This window comes from Peribacillus sp. FSL K6-5616, assembly GCF_038008245.1.
Classification (GTDB): Bacteria; Bacillota; Bacilli; order Bacillales; family DSM-1321; genus Peribacillus; species Peribacillus frigoritolerans.
In genome coordinates, this window is sequence record NZ_JBBOYT010000001.1 from 4,853,907 (window position 1) to 4,867,883 (window position 13,977).

Annotated in this window: 14 protein-coding genes; all 14 read right to left on the reverse strand. The window is 41.6% G+C overall.

What is annotated here, in order from left to right:
* Window positions 1–19: 19 nt before the first annotated feature.
* The 14 genes from MHB45_RS23555 to glyA all read right to left on the reverse strand — a co-directional run bounded on the left by MHB45_RS23555 (window position 20) and on the right by glyA (window position 13,718).
* Window positions 20–394, reverse strand: coding sequence for an NADH-quinone oxidoreductase subunit A (locus MHB45_RS23555; RefSeq protein ID WP_048685838.1), 375 nt, complete (start codon window positions 392–394; stop codon window positions 20–22).
* A 342-nt stretch (window positions 395–736) separates the two neighbouring features.
* Complete coding sequence (locus MHB45_RS23560) at window positions 737–1,138, reverse strand: F0F1 ATP synthase subunit epsilon (RefSeq protein WP_048685840.1); 402 nt, start codon at window positions 1,136–1,138, stop codon at window positions 737–739.
* A 25-nt stretch (window positions 1,139–1,163) separates the two neighbouring features.
* Window positions 1,164–2,561, reverse strand: a complete 1,398-nt coding sequence (gene atpD / locus MHB45_RS23565) for a F0F1 ATP synthase subunit beta (RefSeq protein ID WP_048685843.1) — start codon at window positions 2,559–2,561, stop codon at window positions 1,164–1,166.
* Between the two features lie 87 nt (window positions 2,562–2,648).
* A complete protein-coding gene (locus MHB45_RS23570; protein ID WP_340908117.1) occupies window positions 2,649–3,509 on the reverse strand; it encodes a F0F1 ATP synthase subunit gamma in 861 nt (286 codons plus the stop codon).
* A gap of 37 nt (window positions 3,510–3,546) precedes the next feature.
* Window positions 3,547–5,055 carry a F0F1 ATP synthase subunit alpha gene (gene atpA / locus MHB45_RS23575; protein ID WP_048685849.1) on the reverse strand — a complete coding sequence of 503 codons (1,509 nt, stop codon included), beginning with the start codon at window positions 5,053–5,055 and terminating at the stop codon, window positions 3,547–3,549.
* 24 nt (window positions 5,056–5,079) lie between these two features.
* On the reverse strand, window positions 5,080–5,616 hold the full coding sequence (locus MHB45_RS23580; RefSeq protein WP_072272231.1) for a F0F1 ATP synthase subunit delta: 537 nt from the start codon (window positions 5,614–5,616) through the stop codon (window positions 5,080–5,082).
* A complete protein-coding gene (atpF, locus tag MHB45_RS23585) occupies window positions 5,613–6,134 on the reverse strand; it encodes a F0F1 ATP synthase subunit B (RefSeq protein ID WP_048685855.1) in 522 nt (173 codons plus the stop codon). Before atpF ends, MHB45_RS23580 begins: the two co-directional genes overlap by 4 nt.
* Before the next feature lie 165 nt (window positions 6,135–6,299).
* On the reverse strand, window positions 6,300–6,524 hold the full coding sequence (gene atpE, locus MHB45_RS23590; protein WP_048685857.1) for a F0F1 ATP synthase subunit C: 225 nt from the start codon (window positions 6,522–6,524) through the stop codon (window positions 6,300–6,302).
* A gap of 64 nt (window positions 6,525–6,588) precedes the next feature.
* Window positions 6,589–7,284 carry a F0F1 ATP synthase subunit A gene (atpB, locus tag MHB45_RS23595; RefSeq protein WP_048685858.1) on the reverse strand — a complete coding sequence of 232 codons (696 nt, stop codon included), beginning with the start codon at window positions 7,282–7,284 and terminating at the stop codon, window positions 6,589–6,591.
* A 22-nt stretch (window positions 7,285–7,306) separates the two neighbouring features.
* The gene (locus tag MHB45_RS23600) at window positions 7,307–7,675 is read right to left on the reverse strand and encodes an ATP synthase subunit I (RefSeq protein WP_048685860.1); all 369 of its coding nucleotides are present in this window, start codon (window positions 7,673–7,675) and stop codon (window positions 7,307–7,309) included.
* Between the two features lie 458 nt (window positions 7,676–8,133).
* The gene (locus MHB45_RS23605; RefSeq protein ID WP_311199164.1) at window positions 8,134–10,359 is read right to left on the reverse strand and encodes a S8 family serine peptidase; all 2,226 of its coding nucleotides are present in this window, start codon (window positions 10,357–10,359) and stop codon (window positions 8,134–8,136) included.
* 87 nt (window positions 10,360–10,446) lie between these two features.
* Complete coding sequence (wecB, locus tag MHB45_RS23610; RefSeq protein ID WP_048685862.1) at window positions 10,447–11,589, reverse strand: non-hydrolyzing UDP-N-acetylglucosamine 2-epimerase; 1,143 nt, start codon at window positions 11,587–11,589, stop codon at window positions 10,447–10,449.
* 23 nt (window positions 11,590–11,612) lie between these two features.
* Window positions 11,613–12,242 (reverse strand): uracil phosphoribosyltransferase, encoded by a 630-nt coding sequence (gene upp, locus MHB45_RS23615; protein WP_034315825.1) that lies wholly within the window; start codon window positions 12,240–12,242, stop codon window positions 11,613–11,615.
* 234 nt (window positions 12,243–12,476) lie between these two features.
* A complete protein-coding gene (gene glyA / locus MHB45_RS23620; protein WP_048685863.1) occupies window positions 12,477–13,718 on the reverse strand; it encodes a serine hydroxymethyltransferase in 1,242 nt (413 codons plus the stop codon).
* Window positions 13,719–13,977 lie beyond the last annotated feature (259 nt).

The window sequence follows — 13,977 nt, forward strand, 5'->3', positions numbered from 1 at the left end:
GGGGTAAGTTCATCCAACTTCAATTCCACTTTAACACCTTCTTTTTCCAAGCATAGATTAGTCCTAGCATAAGGATCACGACAAAAAACAGCATTTCAATCAATGCAAACAGTCCGAGTTCATCATAGGCAACCGCCCATGGGTAAAGAAAAACCGTTTCTACATCAAATATGACGAACATCAATCCGAATAGATAATACCTGACATTGAATTGAACCCTTGAATCCTGAAAAGGATCGATTCCGCTTTCATAAGTCGTATATTTCATATCTGTCGGTTTATAAGGCCTTAGCAGTCTACCAAGAAATAAAGCGATCACAGGTAATAAAATACCGAGACAAAGGAAAACAAATACAATTAAATAATTATTTTGGTAAATATGCAGCTGTCCCATGTTCATCTCCCTTTATGGATAAATCATGTTAACTGGATAGAAGTTAAATTTGCCTGTCTTCTTTTTGGATACTGTAATAAAATATTATGCAGGGTAACAATCTTTTAGAAGCTACGTGATAGGAGGGGGTATGAAGCAATAAATGTAAGCGTATACATTATAACATTAGGATAAAAACATGTCGACGAGTTAGGGTTTAAAATGGAAAATACTTTACCCTATAATTCGACCTTTTTTTCCTAATTCCGATATTCCATGTCAATGATCCTCAAAAACCTTCAGGATAAAAAAACACCTGATCTTACCACGAATGGCTTGATCAGGTGTTTTCAACAATTAAAGTTATCGCATTTCTGCAATTTGGATTCGGTTAATGGCACGTTTAAGCGCTAAATTAGCTCTTTTGGCATCATTTGATCCATCATTGTTCTGCAATCTTTGTTCAGCACGGGCTTTTGCTGCTTGAGCACGTGCAAGATCGATAGTTTCAGCTCTTTCAGCAGATTGAGCTAAAATGGTTACCACATCAGGGCGAACTTCTAAGAAGCCACCATTTACAGCTACATAGTCTGTGTTGCTTCCATTTTTAAGACGGACAGCACCAATGGTAAGCGGGGCTACAGTTGGAACGTGTCCAGCCATGATTCCCAGCTCACCGCTTTTAGCTTTAGTGCTTACCATTTCAACTTCTGCATCATATACTGGGCCATCGGGAGTAACAACATTGACTTTAATGGTCTTCATTTCATTCCCTCCTAGGTCCCTTTAATTAAGCCATTTCTTTTGCTTTAGCAACAACTTCTTCGATGCGGCCAACTAGACGGAAAGCATCTTCTGGAAGTTCGTCATATTTTCCAGCTAGGATATCTTTGAATCCTTGGACTGTTTCTTTAACTGGTACATAAGATCCCTTTTGACCAGTGAATTGTTCAGCCACGTGGAAGTTTTGTGACAAGAAGTTTTGAATTCTACGAGCACGTTGAACGATTACTTTTTCGTCTTCGCTTAATTCGTCCATACCCAAGATGGCAATAATATCTTGAAGTTCTTTATATTTCTGTAAAGTCGATTGCACTTGACGAGCCACTTTATAGTGCTCAGCCCCAACGATTTCTGGGCTAAGGGCACGAGAAGAAGACGCCAATGGATCAACTGCAGGGTAGATACCCATTTCAGAAAGTTTACGCTCAAGGTTAGTTGTTGCATCCAAGTGAGCGAAAGTTGTAGCTGGAGCCGGATCCGTATAGTCATCGGCAGGTACATAGATCGCTTGAATGGATGTAACTGAACCTTTATTTGTTGAAGTGATACGTTCTTGCAATTGACCCATTTCAGTAGCAAGAGTTGGTTGGTAACCAACCGCTGAAGGCATACGTCCTAGTAGGGCGGAAACCTCAGAACCTGCTTGTGTGAAACGGAAGATGTTATCGATGAAGAAAAGAACGTCTTGTCCTTGTTCGTCACGGAAATATTCAGCCATTGTCAAACCGCTTAGGGCAACACGCATACGTGCACCTGGCGGCTCGTTCATTTGTCCGAATACCATCGCTGTTTTCTTAATAACACCAGAATCAGTCATCTCGTAGAAAAGGTCATTACCTTCACGAGTACGCTCACCTACACCAGCGAATACCGAGATACCGCCGTGCTCTTGTGCGATGTTATTGATAAGTTCTTGGATAAGTACAGTTTTACCAACACCGGCTCCACCGAAGAGACCGATTTTACCACCTTTGATGTAAGGAGCAAGTAAATCTACTACTTTAATACCTGTTTCAAGGATTTCAACAGATGTTGATAATTCCTCGAATGTTGGTGCTTGTCTGTGAATTGGATCACGACGCACCTCTGCTGTAAGTGGTTCGAATAGGTCAATGTTTTCCCCTAATACGTTGAAAACACGACCTAGAGTAACTTCACCTACAGGTACTGAAATTGGAGCTCCTGTATCAACAGTCTCTGCACCACGGGTTAAACCATCAGTGGAAGACATTGCTACAGTACGAACTGTATTATCACCTAGTTGAAGGGCCACTTCAAGAGTTAGTCCTGTACCAGACGCTGTATTTTCGATTCTTAACGCGTTATAGATCTTAGGAAGTTGTCCGTCTTCGAATTTCACGTCAACAACCGGACCCATAACTTGAGTAACGCGTCCTATATTCATCGTTTTCCCTCCTAACGTTGCTTATAACGACTATCGAGTTTATGGAACGGCCAAGCTTCGTCCGGGCCGACCGCTCCTTTAATGATTTTATTCTAAAGCTGCTGCACCGCCGACAATCTCTGTAATTTCTTGAGTGATCGCTGCCTGACGTGCACGGTTATATTGTAATGAAAGTGAGTCGATCAACTCTTTTGCATTATCGGTCGCATTTTTCATTGCAGTCATACGTGCAGAGTGCTCACTTGCTTTACCATCTAATAAAGCACCATAAATCAAACTTTCTGCGTATTGAGGCAGTAATACCTCAAGGATTTCTTCTGCATTCGGTTCAAATTCATAAGAAGTCAATGTTGCATTGGAAGTATTGAAGTCAGCTAACGGAAGGACTTGCTTTTCCGTTACCTCCTGCTGGATTGGGCTGACATAATGGTTATAGTACATATAAAGCTCATCACACAGCTCATTCAGATATAAATTCACTGTCGATTTTGCAAGGGAGCTAATGTCAGCGAAAGACGGCTGATCAGGAACCCCAATTACTTCAAGCTCTACGTTCATGTTACGGCTGACAAAGAAATCACGGCCAACCCTTCCGATTGCGATAATGACGAACTCATCATTGGATTTATGGCGTTCAAGAATGGTTTTATGAACGTGGCGAAGTATACTACTATTGTATGCCCCAGCCAATCCACGGTCCGATGTGATTACCAAGTAACCGGTTTTCTTAACTGGACGTGAAGTAAGCATTGGATGCGATGCATCCGTGCTTCCGTTCGCAATACTGGATACCACTTCTTGAATTTTTTCCATATATGGAACATATGCTTTAGCATTAGCTTCCGCACGGTTCATTTTAGAAGCAGATACCATCTGCATCGCTTTTGTAATTTGACTCGTCTTTTTCGTTGAAGTAATCCGAGACTTAATATCGCGTAAAGAGGCCATTCATTCTCACCACCCTTTATAAATTAGTTAGACCTTATTATTCGGAAATAACGAAGTTCTTTTTGAATTCGTTAATTGCAGCAACGATAGCAGCGTCTTCAGGAAGACCTTTTGTTGTGCGAATGTGATCTAATAATTCCGGATGAGAACGATCTAGGAACACATAGTACTCTTCTTCAAAACGAAGGATATCCGATACTGGAATATCATCTAAATGACCTTTAGTCAATGCATAGAAAATCATGACTTGTTTTTCTACTTTGATCGGTTTGTTTAGATCTTGCTTAAGGACTTCAACTGTACGAGCACCACGGTTAAGTTTTGCTTGTGTAGCAGCATCAAGGTCAGAACCGAATTGAGAGAATGCTTCCAATTCACGGTATGAAGCCAAGTCAAGACGTAATGTACCGGCAACTTTTTTCATCGCTTTAATTTGTGCAGATCCACCAACACGGGATACGGATAGACCAGCGTTAATCGCAGGACGTACACCTGAGAAGAACAAATCGGATTGTAAGAAGATTTGTCCATCTGTGATGGAAATTACGTTTGTTGGAATGTAAGCAGAGATGTCGCCTGCTTGTGTTTCAACAAATGGAAGCGCAGTGATTGAACCGGCACCTAAAGTGTCATTCAATTTTGCTGCACGCTCAAGTAAACGGGAGTGCAAGTAGAATACATCCCCTGGGAATGCTTCACGACCTGGAGGACGGCGAAGTAGCAAGGAAAGTTCACGGTATGCAGATGCTTGTTTAGAAAGATCATCATAAACCACAAGAACGTGCTTGCCGGCGAACATGAACTCTTCACCCATAGTCACACCAGCATATGGAGCTAGGTATAAAAGTGGTGCTGGTTGAGAAGCTGATGCAGATACAACGATTGTGTAATCCAAAGCACCATTTTTACGTAGTGTTTCAACAGTTCCACGAACCGTTGATTCTTTTTGACCGATAGCGACATAGATACAGATCATATCTTGGTCAGCTTGGTTAAGAATTGTATCGATTGCAACTGATGTTTTACCAGTTTGACGGTCACCGATGATTAACTCACGTTGTCCACGACCGATTGGAACCAATGCATCGATTGCTTTAATACCTGTTTGTAAAGGTTCATGTACTGATTTACGGTCCATTACACCTGTTGCAGGGCTTTCTATTGGACGAGTTTTTGTCGTAGCGATCGGGCCAAGGCCATCTAATGGTTGCCCAAGCGGATTCACGACACGTCCGATTAATTCTTCTCCAACTGGCACTTCCATGATACGGCCAGTACGGCGTACTTCACTGCCTTCTTTAATGTCTCTGAATGGTCCAAGAATAACAACACCTACGTTATTTTGCTCTAGGTTTTGTGCTAATCCCATTGACCCATTGGAAAATTCTAAGAGCTCCCCAGACATTGCATTATCTAAACCATGAACGCGTGCGATACCATCACCAACAGTGATAACCGTACCAACATCGCTTACTTTAATTTCCGACTGATAGTTTTCAATCTGCTTTTTAATCAGCGCACTGATTTCTTCAGCTTTGATGCTCATGAATTTCACCCCTATCTGTGAATATTAACCTAATAGTTGTTTGCTAAGGCGATCTAACTTACCGCTAATCGTCCCGTCATAAATGCGGTTACCGATTTGTAATTTGATGCCGCCAAGGATATTGCTATCCGTAATATTAGTGATGCGTAAATTTCTTTTGCCGATTTTTGCTGCAAAAGATGAAGACACAGCTTCCACTTCCGTTTCAGTCAATGGACGTACTGTATAGACCGTTGCATCAGCTACTGAGTTTTCTTCATTCGCAAGTTCAATGAACTCTTGTGCCATTGCTGTCACTTCATCTGTACGATGACGCTCCACCATCAGCATCACAGTGTTTTGAACGGAAGAAGAAAGGCTTGCAAATGCATTTGCAATCAAAGCGCCTTTTGCATCTTTAGTCATTTTAGGATGAGCCAGGAAGCTTAATAGCTCATCATCTTTTGTAAAAACTTCATTCACTATGCGAAGCTCTTCTTCAAGTTGGTTAATGAGATTTTGCTCTTTCGCAATTTGGAAAAGGGCAACGGCATAACGCTTTGCTACTGTTATATCGCTCATTTCCCTTCTCCTGCCTCTTGAATGTAGTCATTAATCAATTGCTCTTGATCTGCTTCGGATAGTTCTTTTTCAATTACTTTAGAAGCAATAAGTACGGATAAAGATGCCACTTGCTCGCGTAATGCCGTAATGGCTTTTTCTTTTTCCTGTACGATTTCACGCTTAGCTGTTTCTTTGACGCGTTCAGCTTCAAGACGTGCTTGATTCACGATCTCTTCACGCTGTGCTTCACCTTGAAGTTTTGCGTTTTCTATAAGTTGTCCCGCTTCAGTGCGAGATTGTTTTACGATTTCACGTTGTTCTTCTAAATATTTAAGTGCTTCTTGTCTGCTAGCTTCAGCTGCTTGAATTTCATTTGCAACATGTTCTTCACGTTGAGTCATGATGCCCATTAGAGGACCCCATGCAAATTTCTTCAGCAACGCTAACAAAATGATAAACATTACTAATTGGTATAACATGTCTCCGCCATTAAAGCCATGAGACGTTGACCCAAGTACAAAGCTGCTTGTTAACACGCTTGGTTCACTCCCTTCACGAGTTTCACTTCTTAAAGCGTTCATTATATGAACTTTAGAAAACTATGCTCTTAAACTGTATAAAAACAGGATTGTGGACATAAAGGAAAGGCGAAGGTTCACATGGAACGAACTTCGCCATTTTTGAACTTTTTGAAGGTTCTATTAACCACCATATACCATAAACGCAATTACTACCGCGATGATAGGCATCGCCTCAACTAAACCTACCCCGATGAACATTGTTGTTTGAAGCATACCGCGAGCTTCTGGTTGACGAGCGATACCTTCTACTGTTCTTGAAACGATAAGACCATTACCAATACCTGCACCTAGTGCTGCTAAACCAATTGCAATTGCTGCTGCAAGAAGACCTACTGAACCTGTCATTATAAATATCCTCCTTAGATTGTATCAAAATTTATTATTTTTTTAGTTCTAAATGAACTTATAATTAATGGTCGTCACTGACTTTATGAGACAGATAAACCATTGTTAACGTGACAAAGATAAACGCTTGGATACTACCGACGAAAATACTATAGCCTTGCCATACTAATGTAGGCACAATTGCACCAATAAATCCGGCAGCTCCACTAAATGCCAGGGTGCCCGCTAATAGACTCAGCAAAACTTCACCAGCATAAATGTTACCATATAGACGCAGACCAAGTGTCAAGGAGTTTGTAAATTCCTCTACAAGTGTCATTGGGTTTTTATAAGCTTTAAAGTAACCCTTGGCGCCTTTCATTTTTATAGCATAATAATGCGTTAAACCTAAAACCATGACTGCAAGAGTCAATGTGATAACTGGGTCGGCTGTTGGTGATTTCCACCAAAGCACTCCATCGTAACTAATTGCAAACGGAAGACCTAGCATATTGGACACAAAAATGTACATTAGCAAAGTCATACCAAGCAGTTGAAACTGACCACCTGTTCTCCAGTCCATGTTACTATTAATAATACCCTTAACGAAATCCATAATCCATTCCATGAAATTCTGCATGCCGGTTGGCTTCATGGCAAGCTTACGTGTACCAAGCACAGCAAGTATGAACACAACTAGACTGGCAACTGTAATCATTAGGACGTTACTCAAGTTAAAGGTAAGACCCATAAATTCTTGTAAGGGTGCTTCATGATTCAACTATATTCACCTCTCTTCCCCGCTATCGACGTATTAATTGGATGAAAAAATCTATAAAAATGACAATATAAGCTGTCATTAATCCCCATACAACACTTATCAGATGAAAATGCTCCGGAAATTCCAATGCAATGAGTACCGCTAGACCTGCGGATGCCATTCGTGTCATCGTCCCAAGAGATTTCGTTTTCTTTCCTTCATCGAGCGCCTGACTGAACTTTTTCATTTTCTGATTGATCAGCCATAAATTGTATAAACTCAAACTCGTACCCAGTATAAGCCCAGCAAAAACGGCTTGATAACTCGTAAGTCCCCATCCAACAACATAAACCGCCAGAAGAAAAATTATATATTTACTCTGCCTGTTGAACATGATTTTCATTTCTGGCATTTTTCATTTAATCTCCTGAGAAATATTTTCGTACTGAATGAAGCATTGCTTGTAAACCTAGCAAGTCCACAAAGAAGGCCAATTACTAATAGCAGCGGTTCGAATCTTAGGTTCTGACGAGTAAAAGAAGATACCGAACAAAACTGATCCGACTATTTGAGAAAGAATCGCTGACATCAAAGTCATAGCCATTTTAGACGGCGATCATTTGACGCAAGTTGCATCCTCGCGGTTGAATTTGGTGGAGGATAGAAAACATTTCATGCTGTAAAAATCTGCATGCCGGGCTCCTGAAAACCCTCTCATTTTACATCCTTTGTTAGCATACAATAGGCTAGAATCATTGTCAATGAGTGGTTAGTGAAATTTGTCACAGGTTTGTAATTATTAACGAATTGTTCACAAATTATCTTTTTTATACTATTGACATCCATTTTATTTTACTTATTGTCCTCTCTTCACTCGATAAGTAACGTCTTTTCTATCCGATCTTCCCTTCCGCCCCTTCTTGCAAAGATTATCGCCTTATATATTCCTTTAGGCGGCAAGTCCTCTTTCAATACATCTTTTTTGATCAAACCGGAAGGAGCCGATCTGGACCAATCCAAATATCCAGCGAATTTCAAGCTATCTTCCTCATAAAGGGCAATACCGAATTCTTCAGCCCCGCGCGGAAGATACATTTCGTATCGATATGTGCCTTCCTGGTCCCCTTGACCAAAATCAAATCCCATTATCCTTGGATAATCAGGCTCTTCTTTTACATATAAATAAGGAAGGGATATTCTTTTGGTTCCTTCCATTATAATGAGGTATCCATCAAAGACTCCCTTTTTAAGCTCGGCTGGGTTGACCTGCAATCCGACTTTTATCCGTTTCTTTTCCTTCGGTTTCAAAGTTAGGGACTTCGGCAATTCCCAAGTAAGCCCCGTCTCTTTTAATGGGACCATGAATGAGTACTTCCTCATTTCCGTTCCGGTATTTTCTATGACTATCGTTTCATGATGCTCTTCAATTCCCTCTTTTTTTGTATACATCCCAAAGGACAATGAGCTTGGATTCAAGAGCGTGTCCGCTTTTAAAGCTTCGTCGACCTGGATGCGTCCAGCTCCCTGTTCATATGTGTGATACAATTGATACGCTGTTTTCCTCAATGGCTTGGAAGTGCTCATCAATGCAGATTTCACTTGGTCAGGAGTCCATTCCGGGTGTTTTTGCAGGATTAAGGCGCATGCACCTGCAACATGCGGTGCGGACATACTTGTTCCATCCAGGGACATATATCCTTTAGGAATGGTGCTTTCAATTTCCACTCCCGGTGCCAATACGTCAGGCTTTATTCCCCATGATACGGTTACCGGTCCCCTGGAGCTAAAATCCGCGAGCCTATCCTGCTCGTTCTTATAAACAAATTGAACGGTTTTGCTCTGCCCCTGCTCCATGATTTGCTTGAGCTGCAATCCATCTCTTCTATTAATAGAAGCAGCTGGGATGTTCATTTCTTTTTCCAAGCTTCCAGTAAAGCTCCCGCTCGTATTATTAAAAACAATTACCCCCTTGGCACCTGCCTTTTCTGCATTGGATACTTTCTGCTGGAAGGTAAGTGTACCACGTTCCATCAATACAATCTTATCCCGAACATTCTTCAGGTCCTTTTCATTACCCAGTCCCCCATATATGACATCCTCGGAAAACGTCAGGTTCCATTTTTTAGAGCCTTGAAACAAGGTTAAATGCGATTGATGCTTTTTTGATCCAAGTCCGTAAATCAAATACGGAACCCTTAAGGGGGGAGTCGAGGCCCCAACGGAAATCGCTTTTTCCGCTGTACCGGGTGAACCGACGGTCCATACAGCCGGACCGGAATTCCCGTTTGATGTCACGGCAACGATGCCGCTTTCCACAGCCTTATTCAACGCAAGGGAGATGGGTAAATCAGGACCATTGACGTTATTGCCTAGAGAGAGGTTCAATACATCCACCTTATCCTTCATGGCTGTCTCAATGGCCGTCAATACTTGATCTGTATCTCCAGAACCGCCTGGCCCCAAAGCTCGATAAGCGTAAATCTCCGCTTCAGGTGCGACGCCTTTCAGTTTTCCATTGGCTGCAATGATGCCTGCCACATGAGTGCCATGCAATGTATCCAGGTCGCCTTGATTTTTGGTTTCCATCGGATCTGCATCACCGTCAACCAGATCCTTACCTCCTTTATAAGCTCGTTGCAAATCGGGATGTGTATAATCGATGCCAGTATCGATTATCCCTACCTTTATCCCTTTCCCGGTGATCCGGTGATTCTCCTTATCAAAGAAACCCCTGACCCTGTCTCCTCCTATGTATGGGACACTTTCATCCAACACGGCTTGATAAACGGATATTTCCGTTACGGCCTGAATTCCCCCCTCCTTTTTAAGTTGTTCTATTTCTTTCATTTTCCCGTGAAGGGAAAATCCATCCAGGGCAACCGAATAAACATTCCGTAATTGAAGAGATGGATATTTTTCAAGCAGTTTTTCGATCTTTTTTCGATTAAACGCCTTATCCATCGTGACAACAACCGTTACTTCCTTAGATTCAGATAGTTTTGGTAAAGGCGGCAAAATGACTTTTGCGAAGCCCTTTTCATTTTGATAAATAAATATAAAAAGGAAAACAAACACTATGAACGTTTTCTTTCCCAACATAATCATCCCCTTAGCAGTTATCTTTTCTCAACAACCTTGGAGTATGCAAATAAAAAAAAGGAAAAGCGCATAGCTTTTCCTTTTTTATGGTTCAAATCTAGTTGGCGGCATATTCACTTGCTTAAAATAGTACCGGATCGCTTCAGCTATGCGGACCGAAGCATTTCCGTCCCCATATGGATTTGAAGCTTTGGACATTTTTTCGTGCACCTCTTGATCGGTGAGCAATTCATGTGCCAAATCATATATGGTTTGTTCATCAGTACCAGCCAATCTTAAGGTTCCGGCCGCAATCCCCTCAGGACGTTCGGTCGTATCCCTTAAAACCAGGACGGGTACACCAAGTGACGGTGCCTCTTCCTGGATTCCTCCAGAATCAGTCAAAATCAGATAGGCTCTAGAAGCGAAGTTATGGAAATCCAATACATCCAGCGGTTCGATCAAATGAACCCGCGGATCGTCCCCGAGAACTTCGTTTGCCAATTCTTGAACAAGCGGATTTAAATGAACAGGATATACCACTTGAACATCATCATGCTCAACAATGATTCTCTTAACGGCCCTGAAGATATTCCTCATGGGTTCCCCTAGATTTTCCCTCCGATGGGCGGTAAGCAAAATGAGCCTGTCTTCTCCAAGGCCATTTAAAACCGGATGGGAATATGTCGGCCTTACAGTCGTTTTTAAAGCATCCGTTGCCGTATTTCCCGTCACGAAGATATTATCCTTCTTGTTTTCGTTCAGCAGATTCTCCTCGGCTTTCGAAGTCGGCGCAAAATGCAAATCCGCCATCGTACCCGTAAGCTGTCGATTCATCTCTTCGGGATAGGGGGAATACTTATTCCATGTGCGCAGCCCCGCTTCTACATGCCCAATGACAATTTGATTATAAAAAGCTGCCAGACTGGCGACAAACGTTGTGGTTGTATCACCATGAACGAGAACAATATCTGGTTTAGCTTCCTTCATTACGGAATCAAGACCATTTAATGCTCTTGTTGTAATGTCAGCAAGCGTTTGCCTTTCCTTCATTATGTCCAAGTCATAGTCCGGCTGTATGGAAAATAGTTCGAGAACTTGATCTAACATTTGGCGATGCTGAGCAGTAACAGCAACGATCGGCTTGAAATATTCTGGGTGTTTTTGAAATTCGAGTACTAAGGGAGCCATTTTGACAGCTTCTGGTCTCGTCCCGAAAATGGTCATGACTTTAATCGGTTTGTTCATTCGTGACACCTCAGTTTCTTTCCTTATTTTGTGCCGAATAAACGATCTCCTGCGTCTCCAAGACCTGGAACGATATAACCATGTTCATTCAGTTTTTCGTCAAGACCCGCAATATAGATATCAACATCAGGATGAGCTTCTTTTAAAGCTTCTACACCTTCTGGAGCTGCAATCAAACACATGAATTTAATATTGACCGCACCGCGCTTTTTAATGGAATGGATCGCTTCGATGGCTGATCCGCCAGTGGCTAGCATCGGGTCAACGACAATGCATTCCCTTTCTGCCAAGTCACTTGGCATCTTCGCATAATATTCAACCGGTTTCAATGTTTCAGGATCACGGTAAAGTCCAACATGTCCAACCTTTGCAGCAGGAATCAGCTTAATGATTCCGTCCACCATCCCTATGCCTGCACGTAAAATCGGGACGATCCCCACTTTTTTACCAGAAAGCATTTTCACTTTCGCTGTGCTTACAGGCGTTTGGATTTCCACTTCTTCCAGCGGCATATCCCTCGTGATTTCAAATGCCATCAATGATGCAACTTCATCCACTAGTTCACGGAATTCTTTTGTTCCTGTATTTATATCACGTATATAGGCTAATTTGTGTTGAATTAACGGGTGATCGAAAACATAAACTTTTCCCATTTGGCATCTCTCCAATTCCATTGCTTAGTTTTGCGCTTTTTTATGATTTCCCTAATCGAATAGAAAAATTTTCGTGTCTTTTAAAATTCACTTCAACCTATTTTACAGAAAAATGTTTCAATCTTCAATAAAGGTTTAGATGTCAGACCTATTTTCACTATTCGGATTCTTCTAACACACTGACCTTCCATAAATGCAAAAAAACCGCTCCCTTTAAAGGGAGCGGCTCCTATATTACAATGAAGGATATAATTCAAATTTGTTCGCTAATGATTCAACACGCTGTTTTGCTTCTTCAAGCTTAGCTGCGTCTTCATTATTTTTCAATACAAGTCCGATGATAGCAGCTATTTCATCCATGTCTTCCAATCCGAAGCCACGTGATGTCACTGCCGCAGTCCCAATACGTATACCGCTGGTAACGAAAGGTTTTTCCGGGTCATAAGGAATCGCATTTTTGTTCACGGTAATACCGATTTCATCCAAAACATGCTCTGCGATTTTTCCCGTTAATCCTGTAGAGCGCACATCCAGAAGAATCAAGTGATTGTCCGTTCCATCAGAAACAAGAGTGAACCCTTCTTTCTTCAAACCTTCACCCAAACGTTTAGCATTGTCGATGATTTGTTTGGCATATACTTTAAAATCATCTTGAAGCGCTTCGCCGAATGCAACAGCCTTAGCTGATATAACATGCATCAAAGGACCGCCTTGAATTCCAGGAAAGATGGATTTATCGATCTTCTTACCGAATTCCTCTTTACAGATGATCATCCCACCGCGTGGTCCGCGAAGTGTTTTATGAGTAGTTGTCGTTACAAAGTCAGCATAAGGAATTGGACTTTGATGTAATCCAGCCGCAACTAAACCTGCAATATGCGCCATGTCGACCATTAAATATGCCCCGACTTCATCCGCAATTTCACGGAATCGCTTGAAGTCGATTTCCCGTGGATATGCACTTGCACCCGCTACGATCAATTTAGGTTTGTGTTGACGCGCTTTTTCCAATACATCATTGTAATCGATACGGTGATCTTTTTCGTCTACACCATATTCAACAAAATTGTAGTTAACACCACTGAAGTTTACTGGACTTCCATGTGTTAAGTGACCACCATGCGAAAGGTTCATCCCAAGCACTGTGTCGCCAGTTTGAAGCACTGTAAAGTAAACGGCCATATTGGCTTGTGCTCCAGAGTGAGGCTGTACGTTCACATACTCGCCTCCGAAAATTTCTTTCGCACGCTCACGTGCTAGATCTTCAACGATGTCTACATACTCACATCCGCCATAGTAACGTTTTCCAGGGTATCCTTCTGCATACTTATTAGTCAAGACCGACCCTTGCGCTTCCATGACAGCTTCACTCACGAAGTTTTCAGAAGCAATAAGCTCAATTTTACTTCTTTGACGCCCTAATTCCAGTTGAATTGCGTTAAACACTTGCTCATCTTGCTTTGCTAAACGATTCATTCCGTAATTCCTCCTCAAATTGTGCGTGATTCGCTTTTTAGTATTTATGTGCAACATGCCTTCAAAAAGCATGAAAAAGCCTTACCAATAATTATTAGAAAATTCTACTCCATTTTAACATGTCTAATTTAGAAGTGATAGTCTAATTTTATCGAACATTAAATGTTTTTTCATTTAAAAATGTTCGTATTTAACATCGAAATTGTGATAAATAGCTCTTTCACCCTATATTCCATGAGCGAAATCACCATTCTATTAG